Here is a 16,686-nt window from a genome sequence, read left to right on the forward strand (position 1 = left end):
CCACCCTGACCCGATCAACCCACGGCCAGGCGCAGGCGCCCGTCGCGGGATCTGACGGGTTCTGGCGGCACCGGCGGGGCGGGCGGCATGAACAGACCGTCCTCCAGCACCTGTTGGATCGCATTGGCCCCGATCTTCGCGCCGCCGCCCGTCATCGCATAGACAAGCGCGAGTTCACAAAGTTGGTTGATCGGGCGCGGCAGCCCGCCGGTCGCGGCGTGCACCAGGTCCAGCGCATCTTCGGTAAACAGGTCTTCGGGTCCCCCGGCAGAGGCGAGGCGCATCCCGATGTAGCCGTCGAGGTCTTCGCGACCCAGCGAGGTTAGTCGACCCCAGGCGGCGACGCGCTGGGCCAGACCGCCGAGTTCGGGCGATTGCAAAAGCCCGCGCAGCGCGGGCTGACCGCACAGGACGATCTGCAGCAGCTGATCGCGTGCCGTATTGATGTTTGTCAGCACCCGAAGCTCGTCCAGGGCCGCGATGCTCAGGTTCTGCGCTTCGTCGAAGACGAAGACGACGCGGCGGCCGGCGGCGTATTCGCCGATCAGCAGATCCTGGATCCGTGTGTAGAGCGCGGTTTCGGTCTCGGCGGCGGCCACGTCCTGTCCCATCGCCTGAAGGATCCAGGGCAGGACAGATCCGCCGCCCCGGCGCAGGCCGGCGACCAGCGTGACGTTCAGATCGTCGGGGGCGGTCTCGACCATGTGCAACAGAAGGGACGTCTTGCCCGACCCGGCATCCCCGGTGACAACCGTAAAGGCCGCCCCTGCCAGAAGGCCGTATTCAAGGGCTGCGTGGGCCCGGACTTGCGCGGTGCCCCAATGGATCACACTCGCATCCGCCAGACCCGAAAAGGGGCGGCCGGCCATTCCGAAATGCTCCTTGTAGAGGCTCTGAAGCTGGCTCATCGCGTGTTCCTATCGTTGTTTCCTGCATGGTGCGGATTGTTTCCCCGCACTGGACGGCGCGCACATCGTTAACCCTCTTATTCAATGTAAATTGGACAGGACTAAGGCGGAGGTCGGGGGACTTCGGGGCACGAAAGGGCGTGATCGGGGCGCTGCCGCAATCCGTCTCGAAATGACACCGGCCTCGCCACGATTCACGGTTAATCGGCCATAAACCAGCCGTCCCCGGTCGTCATACAGACGTCAACCGGGGCGCATGTTCCCGACTGACTTCGACGGGAAACGCCAGATGACCATGCAGTTCGACCCCAAAGTGATGATGGCCGGTGCCACGGCGGTGCCTGCCCCGACGGAACGCGTTTCCACGGGTCTGACGTACCGCGACAATCTCAAGCGCGGCCTGGACGTCATGCTCGTGCTGATCGCGACCCCGTTCGTTCTTCCGCTTGTTGCGGTGATGGCGCTGCTGGTCGCGCTGGATGGCGGGTCGTCTTTCTACAGTCAGGATCGCCTGGGCCGCGGCGGACGCCGGTTCCGCATGTGGAAACTGCGCTCCATGGTGATGGATGCCGATGCGGCCCTGGGCGGTCACCTGGCCCGCGACCCCGACGCCCGCGTCGAATGGGACCGCGACCAGAAACTTGCCAACGACCCGCGGATCACACGCATCGGGCGCTTCATTCGTCGCACTTCGCTCGATGAGTTGCCGCAGCTGTGGAACGTGCTTACCGGCGACATGAGTCTGGTCGGTCCGCGTCCCATGCTGCCCGATCAGCGCGCGCTTTATCCCGGTCATGCCTATGATCGCCTGCGGCCCGGTCTGACCGGGGCCTGGCAGGTGTCGGATCGCAATGCGACGACCTTCGCCGCCCGCGCCGACTTTGACCTGACCTATGATCGCGCCCTGTCGCTTCTGACCGACATCAGCATCATCGTGGCTACGTTCGGTGTTGTCCTGCGCGCCACAGGTCGGTGACTTATCCGACGGCATCATTCCGTGGTGTTTGCCCGAAAACGTGGCTTGAGGCAGGATCAGGTCAATAAAACAAGAACCGAGCAGAACGGGTTCAGGTATATGACGATGAAGAACGTCCTTCGGACGGGCGCGGTCGCGATGGCCGTGGTTCTGGTCCTTTCCGGTTGCAGGTCGGAAGGGGAGCGGCTGTCGGATTACCTGATCAGCGGCCAGACCTTCGCCGAACAGGGCGATCATGCCCGTGCTGTCATCCAGTATCGCAACGCGCTCAAGATCGATCCGGACCACGCGGAAACACGGGCGGCCATCGCCGCGTCCTATCTGGCGCAAGGCGATGTCCGGCAGGCCGAGCAGGAATTCACGCTGCTTGCCGAACGCTTCCCCGAGACGTTGGAGTTCCGCTCCCGCCTGGGCGAGATCGCCTTGGTCAGCGCCAACTGGCGCGCGCTGGACCGCCAGGCGGACGCGGCCGACACGATCGATGCCGAGGCACCGGACGCCCGCGCCCTGCGTCTGGCCGCGCGGTTTCGCGTCGCGCGCAGCCAATCGGACCGCGCAGCCCAGGATAGCATCGCCGGCGAGGCGCTTGAATTGCTGCAGGGTCGGGCGGATCATCCGATTCTGACGCGTGTCGTCCTCGATCATCTCACCACCGGCGACGACCCTGCGCAGGCGCTGCCCGTGTTAGACGCGGCGCTAGCCGTCGATCCGCATGATGCCAAGCTGCAACTGCTGCGCATACGGCTTCTGGCCCAGACGCAGCAGGCTGACGTGGCCGAAATGCGCCTGATGGAACTGGCGGAGCTTTATCCGCAAGATCCGCAGATCGCGGGCCTTCTGGTCGCGCGTCACATGTCGACCGGACGGACGGAACAGGCCGAAGCGGTGCTGCGCGCCTTGGCGCGGGGCGCGCCCCAAGGCGATACGGAGATGCGCAGCGTCCTCGTCCGTTTCATTCAGCGCGTTCGCGGACCCGAGGCGGCGCTGGCCGAACTGGCCCGCCTGCGCGACGACGCGGGCGAAACGCCGGCCGGCACGCTCTACGCCGCGATGGATCGGTCGATCCGCTTCGACATGGGCGACCGGGATGGGGCGATCGCCGGGATGCAGACCCTTGTCGATGCCGTCGACGACGCGCCGGAGGGTCGCATCCTGCGCGTCCTTCTTGCGCGGATGCACGACCGGCTGGGCAATCGGCCTGCGGCGCGGACGCTTGTCGCAAGGGTTCTGTCCGACGATGCGGGGGACGTCGGGGCGCTGAAGCTTCGCGCGACATGGGCCATCGACGAGGAACGTCCGAAGCAGGCCATCGTCGATCTGCGCGGTGCCCTGGCACAAACGCCGCGTGATGCCGAACTTATGACGCTTCTGGCGGTGGCGCACGAACAGGATGGTACGCGTGGATTGGCGCTGGAGCAGCTGGCCGCCGCCGCCGAAGTGTCGGGACATGCCGCCCGCGAGGCGCAGCGCTACGCCGACGCGCTTTTGGATGAGGGGCGAGAGGCCGTGGCCCTTCGGGTCCTGGCCGTCGCGTTCGAGGCGCATCCCACCGATCTTGATCTCGCCCGGACGCTGGCCGACCTGCGCATCGCGCGGTCCGATTGGGGCGGCGTCGCACAGGTCCTTGCCACATTGCGTCGGATCGATTCGGCAGACGCCGTCGCCGTCCGACAGCCGATCGAGGCTGCGTATCTTCTGGGGCAGGGTCGCAACGATGCAGCGGCGACGGCGCTGGGTGGCATGCTGGACGCGGACCCGGACCGACAGGCGGCGTTCGCGCGCCTTGTCGCGGGTCTGATCGCGCGGGGCGATCTGGAGATTGCGCGGACGCAACTCAACCTTGCGCTGGTGCACCGCCCCGACGATCTGGCGCTGCGCCTGATGGATGCCGACCTCGCGCGGGAGAACGGCGATGTATCGCAAGCCGAAGCCGCGTACCGCGATCTGATCGCCGACGGCCGCTTGGGCGACGTCCCGATCCTGCGTCTGTTCGGCTTGCTGGCGGGCCAGGCGCGCCAGGAGGAGGCGGACGCCGTCTTGGCCGCCGGGCTCATCGCGGTGCCGACGTCCCGGTCGCTGCGCCTGATCGAATCGAACCGTTTGCAATTGGCCGGGGATCGGGCGGGTTCCATCGCCGTGCTCGAAACCCTCCACGCCGAGGATCCGATGGATGCGATTGCGGCCAACAATCTGGCGTCCCTGCTGACCGAGGACACGTCCGATCCGGATTTGCTGCGCCGTGCGGCGCGGATCATCGCGCCGTTGCAGGGCACGATGAACCCGGCCGTGTCGGACACCATCGGCTGGATCGCGTTCCGGCGCGGCGATCCCGAAGGGGCGCTGCCGCTGCTGGAGCGGGCCGTCCGGGGCCTGCCGCGGGATCCGGCGGTTCACTTGCGACTGGCCCGTGTCCAGGCCGAACTGGGACAGACAGCGGGGGCGCGAACCACGCTCGAAACCGTGTTGGACATGACCGACGCGGCCGATCCCGTCGCCCGCGCCGCCCGCACGCAGCTTACCGCATTGGGCGGCTGACCCGTGGCGTCGACCGACATCCGAACGCGCGATCCGATCGCCATTGCCCCGCTCGCCCTACTGGCGGCCACTCTTGCCGCGCTGCCGCTCTTCTGGCCGGGGCTGGCGTCGCTCGGGGCGGCCTGGGCCACGCCGGAATACAGCCACGGGCCGTTAATCCCGCTGATCTCCTTGTTCCTGTTCCTGCGCGAAATGCGCGATCGGCCCGCAGCACCCGACGCGGCACCCCGCCGTTGGCCGGGCCTGATGCTGGGGATCTTCGCACTTGTCCTTGCCCTTGCGGGCGCGCGCACATCCATCCCCGATCTGGTGACCTATTCGATCATCCTGTGGACGATGGCCGTCGTCCTGATCGCGATGGGTTGGGCGCGCGGTCGGCGGCACTGGGCGTCGGTCTTCCACCTCGTCTTCATGCTGCCGCTGCCGCAGGTCCTGTACTGGAAGCTGTCGACCGCGCTGCAGGGCATCTCCGCCCAGATCGGCGTCGCGCTGGTCGACGCGGCCGGTGTCCCGGTCCTCCTGGACGGTCAGATCATCGATCTGGGCGTTTGGCAGTTGCAGGTCGCCGAAGCTTGTTCCGGCCTGCGGTACCTATTCCCGATCCTGTCGTTCTCCTATCTGACCGCCATTCTCTATCGCGGCCCGATGGCGCACCGCGTCGGGTTGTTCGCCATGGCGGCCCCGCTTGCCATCTTGCTGAACGCTGTCCGCATCGGAATCATCGGCATCCTGGTCGACCGCTACGGCATCGCGCAGGCCCAGGGATTCCTGCATGTGTTCGAGGGGTGGGTCGTGTTCGGCTTGTGCATCGCGATCCTGCTGCTGTTGGCTTGGGGTCTTGCCCGGCTGCGGCGCACGGGGGGGGCGGTCCTCGACCTCGAAACCGGCGGTCTGGCGGGACAGGCGGCGCGTCTTCGCGGCATCGGGGGAACCGTGCCGCTGATCGCGCTGACGGCGCTTACGATTGTCGTGACGATCCTCAACCTGCAATTCAACGGGCCCAAGATCGATCCGAAGGCGCGGCTTGCCGCCTTTCCGATGGCCGTCGGCGACTGGCAGGGCCAGCGCGCCTTTCTGGACCCGGAAGTGACGCGCATCCTTGCGGCCAGCGACTATATGGCTGCCGATTTCAGTCGGGGGCCCGCCGTTACACCCGTCGGCATGTTCGTCGCCTGGTACGCCCGGCAGGCCGACGGCACCGGGATTCATTCGCCCGAAATCTGCCTGCCCGCCGCCGGATGGGAAATCGCTTCGTTGACCCAATCGCGCCTGACGGCGGGGGGCAATACCTTTGCGGTGAACCGTGCGATCATCCAGAAGGGCCTGGATAAGCAGATGGTGATCTATTGGTTCGAGCAGCGGGGCACGCGCCTGACCAGCGATTGGCAGGCCAAGTTCTCGGCCGTGCGCGACGGGCTGCTGACAGGGCGCAGCGATGGGATGATGGTGCGGTTCACGACGCCGCTCCACCCCGAGGAGACGGAGGCCGCGGCCGAAGCGCGCCTTCAGCAGATGGCGCAGGCAGCCTTGCCCGCGCTGACGCCGCTGATCCCGGACTGACGCCTATTTGTCGAAGATGCGGTCGTAGGCCGCCAGAAGGTTCGGGACGGAATGATCCCAGCTGAGGGCCGTCAGCACCCGTTCCCGCCCCCGTCGCCCCATCGCGCGCGCCTCCTCGGGGTGGTCGATCAACCAGGCGATCTTCGCTGCGAAATCCTTCGGATCGTTGGCCCGCGCATAAAGCGACGCGTCGCCCGCCGACGCCCGCCCTTCGGTCAGGTCGAACTGAACGAGGGGCTTTTCCAGGGTCATGTATTCCATGACCTTGTTCATGGTCGATATGTCGTTCATCGCATTCTTCGGGTCGGGGGCCAGCCCGATGTCGATCGCATTGAGCGCCCCCAGCATGTCATCGCCGTAAAGCGCACCGGTGAAGGTGAAATGATCCGTCAGCCCGGCGCGTGCCACCTCCGCCTCGATCACGTCTTGATGCGGGCCGAAACCGACGACGACGACATGCACGTCGGGGTGGCCCGCTTCGCGCAGGTGGCCCATGGCCTCCACCATCAGATCAAGCCCCTCCTGCTGGCCGATGATCCCGATCCAGCCCAGGACCGTGCCGGCCTTGCGATAGGTGTTGTCACCGGGGCCCGGTAGGAACTTTTCGATCCGGGGCGCCGACCGCACCACGAACACGTCCGGCGCCGCCATGCCGCCGCGGTCGCGGGCGATGCGGGCGAAACTCTCGTTCGTGGCGATCGAGACCTGCGCGCAGGCAAAGGTGATCCGTTCCCACAACCGCATGACGCCATAGAGCAGGCCGCGCTTGCCGAACTTCGCCTCGAACAACTCGGGGCAGACGTCATGGTGGTCGAACAGATACCGCACCCCGGCCAGGCGATAACGCAGAGCCAGCAGCCAGATCAGATCCGGCGGATTGCAGCCGTGGATCACGTCGACCCCGCGTTCGCGCCGCACGACCCGCGCCAGCCGGAACCAGTGCCGGATCGCGTGCAGATATTCGCGGGCATAGGCGACGGCCCCGGCATGGGCTTCGGGCGGGGCGGGGTGGCGGTGGATATGGACGCCATCGATGAGTTCATAGGCCTGGTCCCAGCCGCGTCCCATGGGGCAGATCACCGAAACCTCATAGCCTGCGGCGGTCAGCGATGTCGCCTCCAGCCAGACGCGACGATCCAACGGGACCGGAAGGTTCTCGACCACGATCAACACGCGGCGGGGTGTGGGAAAGCTGCTCATGCCATGGCCTCTCGAGGGGCGCGATTTTGCATGCAAGGGACCGTGCGGTGGCAACAAACGCAAGGGATCGGGGGGAATTACCGAACGTCCATGGCCTTGTCGCCACAACCCTGCCACGATCGGTCGTCAAGACGCGCGCGACTGAGACGAAGGACGGGAATCTGCCATGCGTATTGCGATGATCGGCACGGGGTATGTGGGCCTCGTGTCGGGGGTGTGCTTTTCGGACTTCGGGCACGAGGTGATCTGCGTCGACAAGGATCCCGCCAAGATCCGGATGCTGGAGGCCGGGAAGGTCCCCATTTTCGAGCCGGGCCTCGACGATCTGATGGCGCGTAACGTGAATGCGGGGCGGTTGACCTTTACGACCGACCTGCGGGCAGCCGTCGCCGGGGCCGAGGCCGTCTTCATCGCCGTGGGCACCCCGACCCGCCGGGGCGATGGTCATGCCGATCTGACCTATGTGATGGCTGCCGCCGCTGAAATCGGACAGGCGTTGACGGGTTATGCGGTGATCGTCACGAAATCCACCGTTCCGGTGGGCACGAACCGCAAGGTGGCCGACGCCGTGCGCGCCGCCGCGCCCGATGCCGATTTCGATGTCGCGTCCAACCCGGAATTCCTGCGCGAAGGGGCCGCGATCGACGACTTCATGCGTCCCGACCGCGTCGTCGTCGGCGTTCAGACCGACAAGGCCGGCGCCGTGATGTCCGATATCTATCGCCCGCTCTATCTGCGCGATTTTCCGGTCATGGTCACCGATCTGGAATCGGCAGAGATGATCAAATACGCGGCCAACGCCTTCCTGGCCACGAAGATCACCTTCATCAACGAGATCGCGGCCCTGTGCGAAAAGGTTGGCGCGGACATCAAGAAGGTGTCCAAGGGAATGGGCATGGACGGGCGCATCGGGGCCAAGTTCCTGCACGCAGGGCCGGGCTATGGCGGGTCGTGTTTTCCCAAGGACACGGCCGCGCTGGCCCGTATCGGTCAGGAACATGCCGTGCCGATGCAGATCACCGAAACCGTCATGCGCGTGAATGCGGGTGTGAAGGCCCGCATGATCGAAAAGCTACGCGACCTGTGCGACGGCACCTTCAACGGCAAGACGATCGCCGTCCTGGGGGTGACGTTCAAACCCAACACCGACGACATGCGCGAAGCCCCGAGCCTGACCATCGTACCCGCGTTGGTCGGGGGTGGGGCACGCGTGCGCGTCGTCGATCCCGAAGGATTCCGCGAAGGGGAGGCGCTGCTGCCCGGGGTGCAATGGCACGACGATCCCTATGCCGCCTGCGAGGGGGCCGATCTTCTGGTGCTGATGACCGAATGGAACGAATTCCGCGCCCTCAACCTCGACCGGATTTCCGCTGCGATGGCTGTGGCGCGGATGGCCGATCTGCGCAATATCTACGAACGATCGGACGTGATGCAGGCCGGTTTCGAAGCATACGAGGCCGTGGGGCGCTGAACATGAAGATCCTGTTGGTTCACCAGAACATGCCCGGCCAGTACCGGGAACTTTTGACGTGGCTGATCGATCAGGGCGGGCATGACCTCGTCTTCCTGACGCAGCGGCGCAATTTCCCCGACATGCCCGGTGTCCGGAAGGTCGTTTACACCTCGCACCATGTTCCGTCCAAGGACGCCTACGGCCTGTCGAAGACATGGGAGGAGGCGGCAGGCTATGGCTACGGCGCTGCCCAAGCGGCCGCGCGTCTGCGCGACGAGGGGTTCGTGCCGGATATCATTCTGGGTCACACCGGGTGGGGGGAGCTTCTGTTCATGAAGCAGGTCCTGCCGGATGTGCCGATCCTGGGGTTCTTCGAATATTACTATCTGAACGAAGGCGGGCCGGTCGGTTATGACCCCGAGGATCCGGCGGGCGAAGCGACGCCGTTCCTGCTGCAAGCACGAAACGCCGTTCCCAACACCAACATCCAGGTCGTCGATCGCGGCCTGTCGCCGACCAGATGGCAGCGCGATACATTCCCGAAATCGTTCCACGACAAGCTCTATGTCTGTCACGACGGTATTCGCACCGACCAATTGAAGCCCGCCCCGGACGTCACGCTGGAGTTGGGGCGCGTCGGCAAAATCAGCCGTGAGGACGAGGTGTTCACCTATCTGGCCCGCAACATGGAGCGGACGCGCGGCTTCCACACCTTCATGCGCGCCTTGCCGGAAATCCAGAAGGCCCGGCCGAACGCGCGGGTCCTTGTCGTCGGGGGATCGGGTGCATCCTATGGCAAGGCCAGTCAGGCGGAAGGCGGCTTCCGCGCCGAGTTGGAGCGGGAGGTCGGTCACCTGATCGATTGGAGCCGCGTGCATTTTCTGGGGCAGGTCAGCTACGAATCGTATCAGAAGATCATCCAGATCAGCCGCTGCCACATCTATCTGACGATGCCTTTCGTTCTGTCCTGGTCGCTTCTGGAAAGCATGTCGATGGAAGCCACCATCGTCGCCAGCGACGTCCTTCCCGTTCGCGAGGCGATTACCCACGGCGAAACCGGCCTGCTGGTCGATTTCCTCGATCCGCTGGCCCTGGCCCGTCAGGTGACGGAGGTTCTGGCCGAGCCGGGGAAGTTTGCGCACCTGGGCCCGGCGGCGCGTAAACACGTCGTCGCGGAGTACGATTTCCTGACCCGGTGCCTGCCCCGGCACATCGCACAGATCAACGCGCTGGTCCCGGCGGATCGCCACATCGAAGTCTAGTTGCACCGCGCCAGCCCCGGCCCTATCTGCTTGAGCCATGAGTGATGCACTGGAAACCGCCCGCGAAGTCCTGCGAACCGAAGCCGACGCGCTAATCGCGCTGGCGGAGGCGATGCCGGACGATTTCACCCGCGTCGTCGACCTGATCGAAGGGCTGGCGGGTCGGGTCATCGTCACCGGCATGGGCAAATCGGGCCATATCGCGCGCAAGATCGCCGCGACCCTGGCATCGACGGGCACGCCGTCGATGTTCGTGCATCCCGCCGAGGCAAGTCACGGCGACATGGGCATGATCGGGTCGGCCGACGTGGTGCTGATGCTGTCCAACTCCGGCGAGGCGGCGGAGTTGCGCGACGTGATCGAACATACGCGCCGCTTCTCGGTGCCCCTGATCGGAATATCGTCCAAGCCCGGATCGACCCTGATGCTGGCCTCGGACCACCACCTGACGATTCCCGCGCTGCCCGAAGCCTGCGGGATCGGGATGGTGCCGACGACCTCTACCACGCTGACGCTTGCCATGGGGGACGCGCTGGCGGTGGCGCTGCTGCGGCGGCGGAACTTCAAACCCGAGGATTTCGGCGTGTTCCATCCCGGCGGCAAGCTGGGCGCGCAAATGGTGCGCGTGGAGCGGTTGATGCATCCCAATGTCCCGCGTATCGACCCGGACGCGCCGATGTCGGAGGCGCTTCTGACGATGACGGCAGGCGGGTTCGGCATCGGCGCGGTCGTCGCGGACGACGCGCTGATGGGTGTCATCACCGACGGCGACCTGCGGCGCAACATGGACGGGTTGATGGATCACGCCGCACTGGATGTCGCCACGCGTGATCCGCTCACGGTTCCGCCCGGCATGCTGGCTGCGCAGGCGCTGGCGCTGCTCAATGAACGCAAGATCAGCGTGCTGATTGTCTGCGACGGGCCGAAACCCGTCGGCGTTCTTCACATTCACGACCTACTCCGGGCAGGTGTCGCATGAAGACCGTTCTGATGATCCCGGCGCGCTATGCCTCCACGCGCTATCCCGGAAAACCGCTGGCCGAGCTGCGCCAAAAGGACGGGACGGTGAAGACCCTGATCGAGATGACGTGGGACGCGGCGCAACTGGTGGGCGGCGTCGATGCCATACATGTCGTGACCGACGACGACCGGATCCGCGATGTGGCACAGGGGTTCGGGGCCTCCGTCCTGATGACCTCCCCGCAGGCGGCGAACGGCACCGAGCGGTGTGCCGAAGCGTTGGCGCAGGTCGATGCCGATCTGATCGTGAACCTTCAGGGCGACGCGCCCCTGACCCCACCGTGGTTCGTGGAAGCGCTGATCGAACGGATGCGCTCGGACGAGGCGGCGCAGGTCGCGACCCCGGTTCTGCGCTGCGACCGGCAAACCTACGACATGTTCGTCGAAGACCGGAAGGCGGGTCGCGTCGGTGGCACCTGCGCGGTCTTCGACACGAACCTGCACGGCCTGTATTTCTCCAAGGAAGTGATCCCCTACATCGCGCCCGGCAAGGTGCCCGACCCGGTGCCGGTGTTTCACCACGTCGGCGTCTATGCCTACCGCCCGTCAGCCCTGAAGGCCTATGTCGACTGGCCCGAAGGCGTGCTGGAGGCGCGGGAGGGGCTGGAGCAGCTGCGGTTCATGGAAAACGGCGCCACCGTCGCCTGCGTCGAAGTCGACGCCCGGGGCCGCGTCTTCTGGGAATTGAACAACCCCGAGGACGTCCCCCGTATCGAAGCCGTGCTAGGAGCCTGACATGGACCCGCTGAAATCCAAGGTAATCGATGTCTCCGGCATCAAGGTGGGCGGGGCGGAGCCGTTCGCCCTGATCACCGGCCCGTGCCAACTCGAATCCCTCGACCATTCGCGCATGATGGCCGAACGCATCGCCGCCGCCTGCGCGCCGACAGGCACGCGGTTCATCTTCAAGGCCAGCTATGACAAGGCGAACCGGTCGTCTCTGGGGTCCGAGCGGGGACTGGGGATGGAGGAGGGGCTGCGCATCCTCGATCAGATCAAATCGGAATTCGGCTGCCCCGTTTTGACGGACGTCCACCTGCCCGATCATTGCGCACCGGCGGCAGAAGTCTGCGATGTCCTTCAGATCCCGGCGTTCCTGTCGCGCCAGACGGACCTGTTGCTGGCCGCCGGCGAGACGATGCGCGCGATCAACATCAAGAAGGGACAGTTCCTGGCCCCATGGGACATGGCAAATGTCGCCAAGAAAGTCGCCAGTACGGGCAACGAGACGATCATGCTTTGCGATCGGGGCACATCTTTCGGCTACAACACTCTGGTCAGCGATTTCCGGGGCCTGCCGACCATGGAGGCGACGGGCTACCCCACCGTCTTCGACGCGACCCATTCGGTGCAGCAGCCCGGCGGTCAAGGCGACACATCCGGCGGTCAGCGGGAGTTCGCACCGGTTCTGGCCCGTGCCGCCGTCGCGGTCGGCGTCTCCGCGCTGTTCATCGAAACACATCAGGATCCCGACAACGCGCCCAGCGACGGGCCGAACATGATCCCCGTGGAGCGGATGGAGCAGTTGATCGGGGAGTTGCGCGCCTTCGACGACCTGCGCAAAGGCTGAGGTTCCCGGCGGGGGCATCCCCGCTGGTACCCGCACGTATTTCCGACCAGAGAAAGAAGCCGATGTTCGATTGGATCGTATCCTTGCTGGCGCGGGGCGGGTATTTCGCCTTCGGCTGGCTGATGTTCATCGAGACGGTGTTCCCGCCGATCCCGTCCGAGGTTCTGGTGCCGCTGGCGGGTTTCCTTGCGGCGGAAGGGACGTTCAACTTGGTGGCTGTCGTCATCGTCGGCACGCTGGGGTCCACCATCGGGGCCGTCTTCTGGTACTGGGTCGGGTGGAAGGTCGGAGAGCGCCGGCTGCGCAAGCTGGCGAAAAAGCACGGACGCTGGCTGACGATGACGCCGCAGGATGTGGACGCGACGGGTGCGTGGTTCCGGCGCAAGGGGATCTGGGCGGTGTTCATCGCACGGATGCTGCCCGGCCCGCGTTCCATGATCTCGGTCCCGGCGGGCATGGCGCACATGCCGATGCTGCCCTTCCTGACCGCCACCTTCCTGGGCACGGGGATCTGGGTCGGGTTCCTTGCGGTGCTGGGCTATGTTCTGCAATCGCAATACGACCGGGTCGCCGAATACCTCGACCCGATGATCTATGTGATGCTGGCCGCCGGTCTGGGATACTACATCTGGCGTCTGGTCCAGCGGCGCGGCACCGCCTAGCGCGGCAGCGGGTTCGTCGCGGTTTTGTAGGCCGACCAATCCTCGATGTCGGGATAGTGCTGCTTGCGCCAGGCGCGGACCTTCGGGTTCATCATCCGTCGCCAAATCGGGGGCACCATCGCGGCGGCCGTCATCACCGGATACCCGGCCGGAAGCTGCGGTGCCTCGTCCGCGTCATAGGTCTGCAACAGGGGAAACGGGCGGTCGGGTTTGTAGTGGTGGTCCGAATGGCGCTGCAGATTGATGAGCAGCCAGTTCGACGCCTTCTGATCCGAATTCCACGAATGATGCGGGCGCACCGGTTCGTATTTTCCGTCCCCCAGATGGCGGCGCGTCAGGCCGTAGTGTTCAATGTAATTGACCAGCTCCAGCTGCCAGATCGCGGTGATCGCCTGCACCATAAACAGCAGCAGGCCGACCCACCCGCCAAGAATGACGGCAAGCGTCAGGAACCCCAGTTGCAACGCGGCATAGCGCCAGAACGGGTTCGATCGATCCGTCACCGGCAGCTTCTTGCGGGCCAGCATCGCCTTTTCCGCGTGCACGGCGGACAGGAAACTGTCGCGCAGCACCCGGATCAGGAAGCGCGGAAACCCTTCGTTATAGCGCGACGTCGCCGGATCGCGGGGCGTGGCGACATAGCGGTGATGCACCAGCAGATGTTCGGACCGGAAATGCGAATAAAGGACCATCGCCAGCAGGATGTCCGCCATCCAACGGTCGACCTTCGGTTTCTGATGCATCAATTCGTGCGCGTAATTGATGCCCACGGTGCCCGACGCGATCCCCATGCCGAAGAACAGACCCCACATTTCCAGCCCCGACAGGTGATCTGCGCGTGTGACGTACCAGATCAGCCAGAAAAGCGTGACGAATTGCACCGGGGCCCAGATCAGCGTGATCGCGCGGTACCACTGCAGGCCCGTCCGCTCCATATTGGGGTCGGCGTTCGTCTCCTCCTGCCCGGCAAGGGCATCGAGAATTGAATAAAGCCCCCAGGAATAAAGCGGCGTCAGCGCCACCCACCAACCACCTTGCAACGCGCCGATCACGACGATCGGGATCAGCGTCAGCGACACCCAGAACGGAAGGGCGGCTAGCGGGCGACGCACGACGGCGTCGGGCAGGGTCGTGATGGTCATGGACGGTCGTTCCCGAATGGTCGGGCCAACGATACTCCACCGGGTATCGTTCGCTCAAGCGCCCGTGCGGAAACGCCGCGTCACGGTTCGGGGAACGCCGCGCGAAACGCCTTGGCGAAAACGGTCGGAAGGGCCGCCGGGTCAAGCGTCGTCCACTCTCCGCGATCCGGATTGCCGCGCTTCGACGTCGCCATGACCTTCAGCGTCAGATGAAAATGCGTGAACGTGTGGCGTACGTCCCCGGCATCGCGCCAGCGGGCGTCGAACGGTGCGGCGGGCAGGGGGCGATCGGACCAGTCGGACGTCGGAAAGGCCAGCATTCCGCCCAGCAGACCCTTCGACGGTCGCGTCTCCACCAGATAATCCGCGCCGTTCTTCGCCAGGTAGACATATCCGCGCCGTTCCGGCTTGGGCACCTTTGCCGCCTTGCGCGGCAAGGTCTCTGCGATGCCAGCTTTCCGTCCCGCACAGGCGTCGCGCAGGGGGCAGAGCACGCAGGCCGGCGACTTCGGCGTGCAGATCGTGGCGCCAAGGTCCATGACCGCCTGGGCATGGTCGCCGGGGCGGTCCTCGGGCGTCAGTATGTCGGCCAACGCGTGGATTTCCGGCTTGGCCGCCGGCAGGGGCGTCGTGATCGCGCCCAGCCGGGTCATCACCCGCTCCACGTTGCCGTCGACAACGACCGCGCGCTGCTGGAACGCGATGGCGGCGATGGCGGCGGCGGTATAGGGGCCGACGCCGGGCAGGGTCAGCAGGTCAGCCTCGGTTCGCGGGAAGGTGCCGTCGTGATCGGTCACGACGGCCCGCGCGCATTTCAGCAGGTTGCGGGCGCGGGCATAATACCCAAGACCCGCCCAAGCGGCCATCACCGCCGCATCTTCGGCGGCCGCCAGGTCGTGAACGGTGGGCCAGATTTCGGTGAACTTGGCGTAATATGCCTTCACCGCAGCGACGGTTGTCTGTTGCAGCATCACTTCGGACAGCCAGATGCGGTAAGGGTCGGGCGTCGCGTTCGATCCTGGCGGGACGCGCCACGGCAGATCGCGCGCCTGGTGGGTATACCAGTCCTGCAACGCCTGCGCTCTGATATCACGCATTGGTGACAATGCTCCCTGTTCCCTGGCCGGACCCGTGATGTAGGATGAACGCCAGACAGGAGAAACCCTTGCCCCCCACCCGTTTCCGTAAAAACGCGCGCCGCGTCTCCTCCCTGGTGGAGCGGGACATCAAGCGCATGGGCGAAAAGCGTGGGTTTAGCGAGACGCGGCTGCTGACGCATTGGGCGGAAATCGCAGGGCCGGACACCGCCGGCATCTGCCGCCCGGTCAAGATCGGTTTTCCACGCGGCGGGTTCGGTGCGGTCCTGACGCTTCTGACGACGGGGGCGCAGGCCCCGATGTTGCAGATGCGCCTGCCGCAGATCATCGACCGCGTGAATGCTTGCTACGGCTATCGCGCGATCAGCCGGGTCGACATCACGCAGACCGCGCCGACGGGGTTCGCCGAAGGACAGGTCGATTTCGCGCCCAAGGCAAAGGTCCGGGCCGAGCCTGGCCCCCAGGCCATCGCCGAGGCCCGCGAAAAAACCGCCGACGTGGGTGACGACGGATTGCGTCAGTCGCTTGAACGGCTGGCCGCAAATATCATATCGAAACAAAGGGCCCACGGGTCGAAGACGGAGAATACCCAATGATCACTCGACGCAAGGCTCTGACCCTCGCGGGCATCGGACTGGTCGCGGGCGGCGGTTTCACACTGCTGCGCGGCGGCGACACGGGCGGCGTGGCCGGTCTGGCCGACTTCGGTGCGGCCAATGCGCAGGGCACCTCGGCCATCGAGGATGTCACCCTGGGCGATGCGGATGCGCCGGTAAAGGTTGTCGAATACGCCAGCTATACCTGTCCGCACTGCGCGTCGTTCCACAACGATACGTTCAAGCAGTTCAAGGCCGACTACATCGACTCGGGCAAGGTGCATTTCACCTATCGGGAGGTGTTCTTCGACCGCTACGGCCTCTGGGCGGCAATGGTTGCGCGCTGTGCGGGCAACGACCGGTACTTCGGCGTGGCCGACCTTCTGTATCAAAAGCAGGGCGAATGGGCGCGTCAGACCGATGCCGCCTCGGTCGCCGAAAGCCTCAAGCGGATCGGCGCGCTGGCCGGTCTGTCGCAGGACACGGTCGATGCCTGCCTGCAGGATGCCGCGAAGGCGCAGAGCCTGGTCGCCTGGTGGGAGGAGAACTCCGAATCCGACAACGTGCGGTCCACCCCGTCGTTCCTGATCAACGGTGACATGCACACCGGCAATATGAGCCTTGACCAGATCGGGGCGCTGGTCGACGAAGCCGCCGGCTGAGACGGGCCCTATTCGACATTGCAACGGACGGGTCGGGCGCTTT

The 16,686-nt window shown here is 65.5% G+C and carries 15 protein-coding genes; 11 read left to right on the forward strand and 4 right to left on the reverse strand.

Translation table 11 applies throughout. The features are described from left to right. Nucleotides 1–14: 14 nt before the first annotated feature. Entirely contained in the window at nucleotides 15–908 is an 894-nt protein-coding gene (locus tag JDO7802_RS06725; RefSeq protein ID WP_055083864.1) for an ExeA family protein, read from the reverse strand. A gap of 256 nt (nucleotides 909–1,164) precedes the next feature. On the opposite strand from JDO7802_RS06725, the gene JDO7802_RS06730 reads away from it, so the two are divergent. The 3 genes from JDO7802_RS06730 to xrtD all read left to right on the forward strand — a co-directional run bounded on the left by JDO7802_RS06730 (nucleotide 1,165) and on the right by xrtD (nucleotide 5,979). Continuing rightward, nucleotides 1,165–1,884: a sugar transferase gene (locus tag JDO7802_RS06730; protein ID WP_245624136.1), complete on the forward strand. Its 720-nt coding sequence runs from the start codon at nucleotides 1,165–1,167 to the stop codon at nucleotides 1,882–1,884. Nucleotides 1,885–1,989: 105 nt separating this feature from the next. Further along, nucleotides 1,990–4,419, forward strand: a complete 2,430-nt coding sequence (locus JDO7802_RS06735; RefSeq protein ID WP_187298108.1) for a tetratricopeptide repeat protein — start codon at nucleotides 1,990–1,992, stop codon at nucleotides 4,417–4,419. Between the two features lie 3 nt (nucleotides 4,420–4,422). Then, nucleotides 4,423–5,979: a VPLPA-CTERM-specific exosortase XrtD gene (gene xrtD / locus JDO7802_RS06740; RefSeq protein WP_055083868.1), complete on the forward strand. Its 1,557-nt coding sequence runs from the start codon at nucleotides 4,423–4,425 to the stop codon at nucleotides 5,977–5,979. Between the two features lie 3 nt (nucleotides 5,980–5,982). Here xrtD and JDO7802_RS06745 read toward each other — a convergent pair whose 3' ends face one another. After that, a complete protein-coding gene (locus tag JDO7802_RS06745; protein ID WP_055083870.1) occupies nucleotides 5,983–7,179 on the reverse strand; it encodes a glycosyltransferase family 4 protein in 1,197 nt (398 codons plus the stop codon). A gap of 166 nt (nucleotides 7,180–7,345) precedes the next feature. Here JDO7802_RS06745 and JDO7802_RS06750 point away from each other — a divergent pair, with 166 nt between their 5' ends. The 6 genes from JDO7802_RS06750 to JDO7802_RS06775 all read left to right on the forward strand — a co-directional run bounded on the left by JDO7802_RS06750 (nucleotide 7,346) and on the right by JDO7802_RS06775 (nucleotide 13,146). After that, nucleotides 7,346–8,650: a UDP-glucose dehydrogenase family protein gene (locus JDO7802_RS06750; protein ID WP_055083872.1), complete on the forward strand. Its 1,305-nt coding sequence runs from the start codon at nucleotides 7,346–7,348 to the stop codon at nucleotides 8,648–8,650. Nucleotides 8,651–8,652: 2 nt separating this feature from the next. Beyond that, nucleotides 8,653–9,894 carry a glycosyltransferase family 4 protein gene (locus JDO7802_RS06755; RefSeq protein ID WP_055083874.1) on the forward strand — a complete coding sequence of 414 codons (1,242 nt, stop codon included), beginning with the start codon at nucleotides 8,653–8,655 and terminating at the stop codon, nucleotides 9,892–9,894. Between the two features lie 37 nt (nucleotides 9,895–9,931). Further along, nucleotides 9,932–10,873, forward strand: a complete 942-nt coding sequence (locus JDO7802_RS06760; RefSeq protein ID WP_055083876.1) for a KpsF/GutQ family sugar-phosphate isomerase — start codon at nucleotides 9,932–9,934, stop codon at nucleotides 10,871–10,873. Continuing rightward, nucleotides 10,870–11,649: a 3-deoxy-manno-octulosonate cytidylyltransferase gene (locus tag JDO7802_RS06765; RefSeq protein WP_055083878.1), complete on the forward strand. Its 780-nt coding sequence runs from the start codon at nucleotides 10,870–10,872 to the stop codon at nucleotides 11,647–11,649. Before JDO7802_RS06760 ends, JDO7802_RS06765 begins: the two co-directional genes overlap by 4 nt. Nucleotide 11,650: 1 nt before the next feature. Beyond that, nucleotides 11,651–12,484 carry a 3-deoxy-8-phosphooctulonate synthase gene (kdsA, locus tag JDO7802_RS06770; RefSeq protein ID WP_055083880.1) on the forward strand — a complete coding sequence of 278 codons (834 nt, stop codon included), beginning with the start codon at nucleotides 11,651–11,653 and terminating at the stop codon, nucleotides 12,482–12,484. Between the two features lie 62 nt (nucleotides 12,485–12,546). Further along, nucleotides 12,547–13,146 (forward strand): DedA family protein, encoded by a 600-nt coding sequence (locus tag JDO7802_RS06775; protein WP_055083882.1) that lies wholly within the window; start codon nucleotides 12,547–12,549, stop codon nucleotides 13,144–13,146. On the opposite strand, the gene JDO7802_RS06780 is transcribed toward JDO7802_RS06775, so the two are convergent. Beyond that, a complete protein-coding gene (locus JDO7802_RS06780; RefSeq protein ID WP_055083884.1) occupies nucleotides 13,143–14,288 on the reverse strand; it encodes an alkane 1-monooxygenase in 1,146 nt (381 codons plus the stop codon). The genes JDO7802_RS06775 and JDO7802_RS06780 overlap by 4 nt on opposite strands. Before the next feature lie 80 nt (nucleotides 14,289–14,368). Beyond that, the gene (gene mutY, locus JDO7802_RS06785) at nucleotides 14,369–15,385 is read right to left on the reverse strand and encodes an A/G-specific adenine glycosylase (RefSeq protein WP_055083886.1); all 1,017 of its coding nucleotides are present in this window, start codon (nucleotides 15,383–15,385) and stop codon (nucleotides 14,369–14,371) included. Nucleotides 15,386–15,429: 44 nt separating this feature from the next. Between mutY and JDO7802_RS06790 the strand changes: the two genes are divergently transcribed. After that, on the forward strand, nucleotides 15,430–15,981 hold the full coding sequence (locus tag JDO7802_RS06790) for a DUF721 domain-containing protein (RefSeq protein WP_055083887.1): 552 nt from the start codon (nucleotides 15,430–15,432) through the stop codon (nucleotides 15,979–15,981). Continuing rightward, nucleotides 15,978–16,643 carry a DsbA family protein gene (locus JDO7802_RS06795; RefSeq protein ID WP_055083889.1) on the forward strand — a complete coding sequence of 222 codons (666 nt, stop codon included), beginning with the start codon at nucleotides 15,978–15,980 and terminating at the stop codon, nucleotides 16,641–16,643. Before JDO7802_RS06790 ends, JDO7802_RS06795 begins: the two co-directional genes overlap by 4 nt. Nucleotides 16,644–16,686: the final 43 nt, after the last annotated feature.

It is taken from the genome of Jannaschia donghaensis (assembly GCF_001403795.1).
GTDB classification, from domain to species: domain Bacteria; phylum Pseudomonadota; class Alphaproteobacteria; order Rhodobacterales; family Rhodobacteraceae; genus Jannaschia; species Jannaschia donghaensis.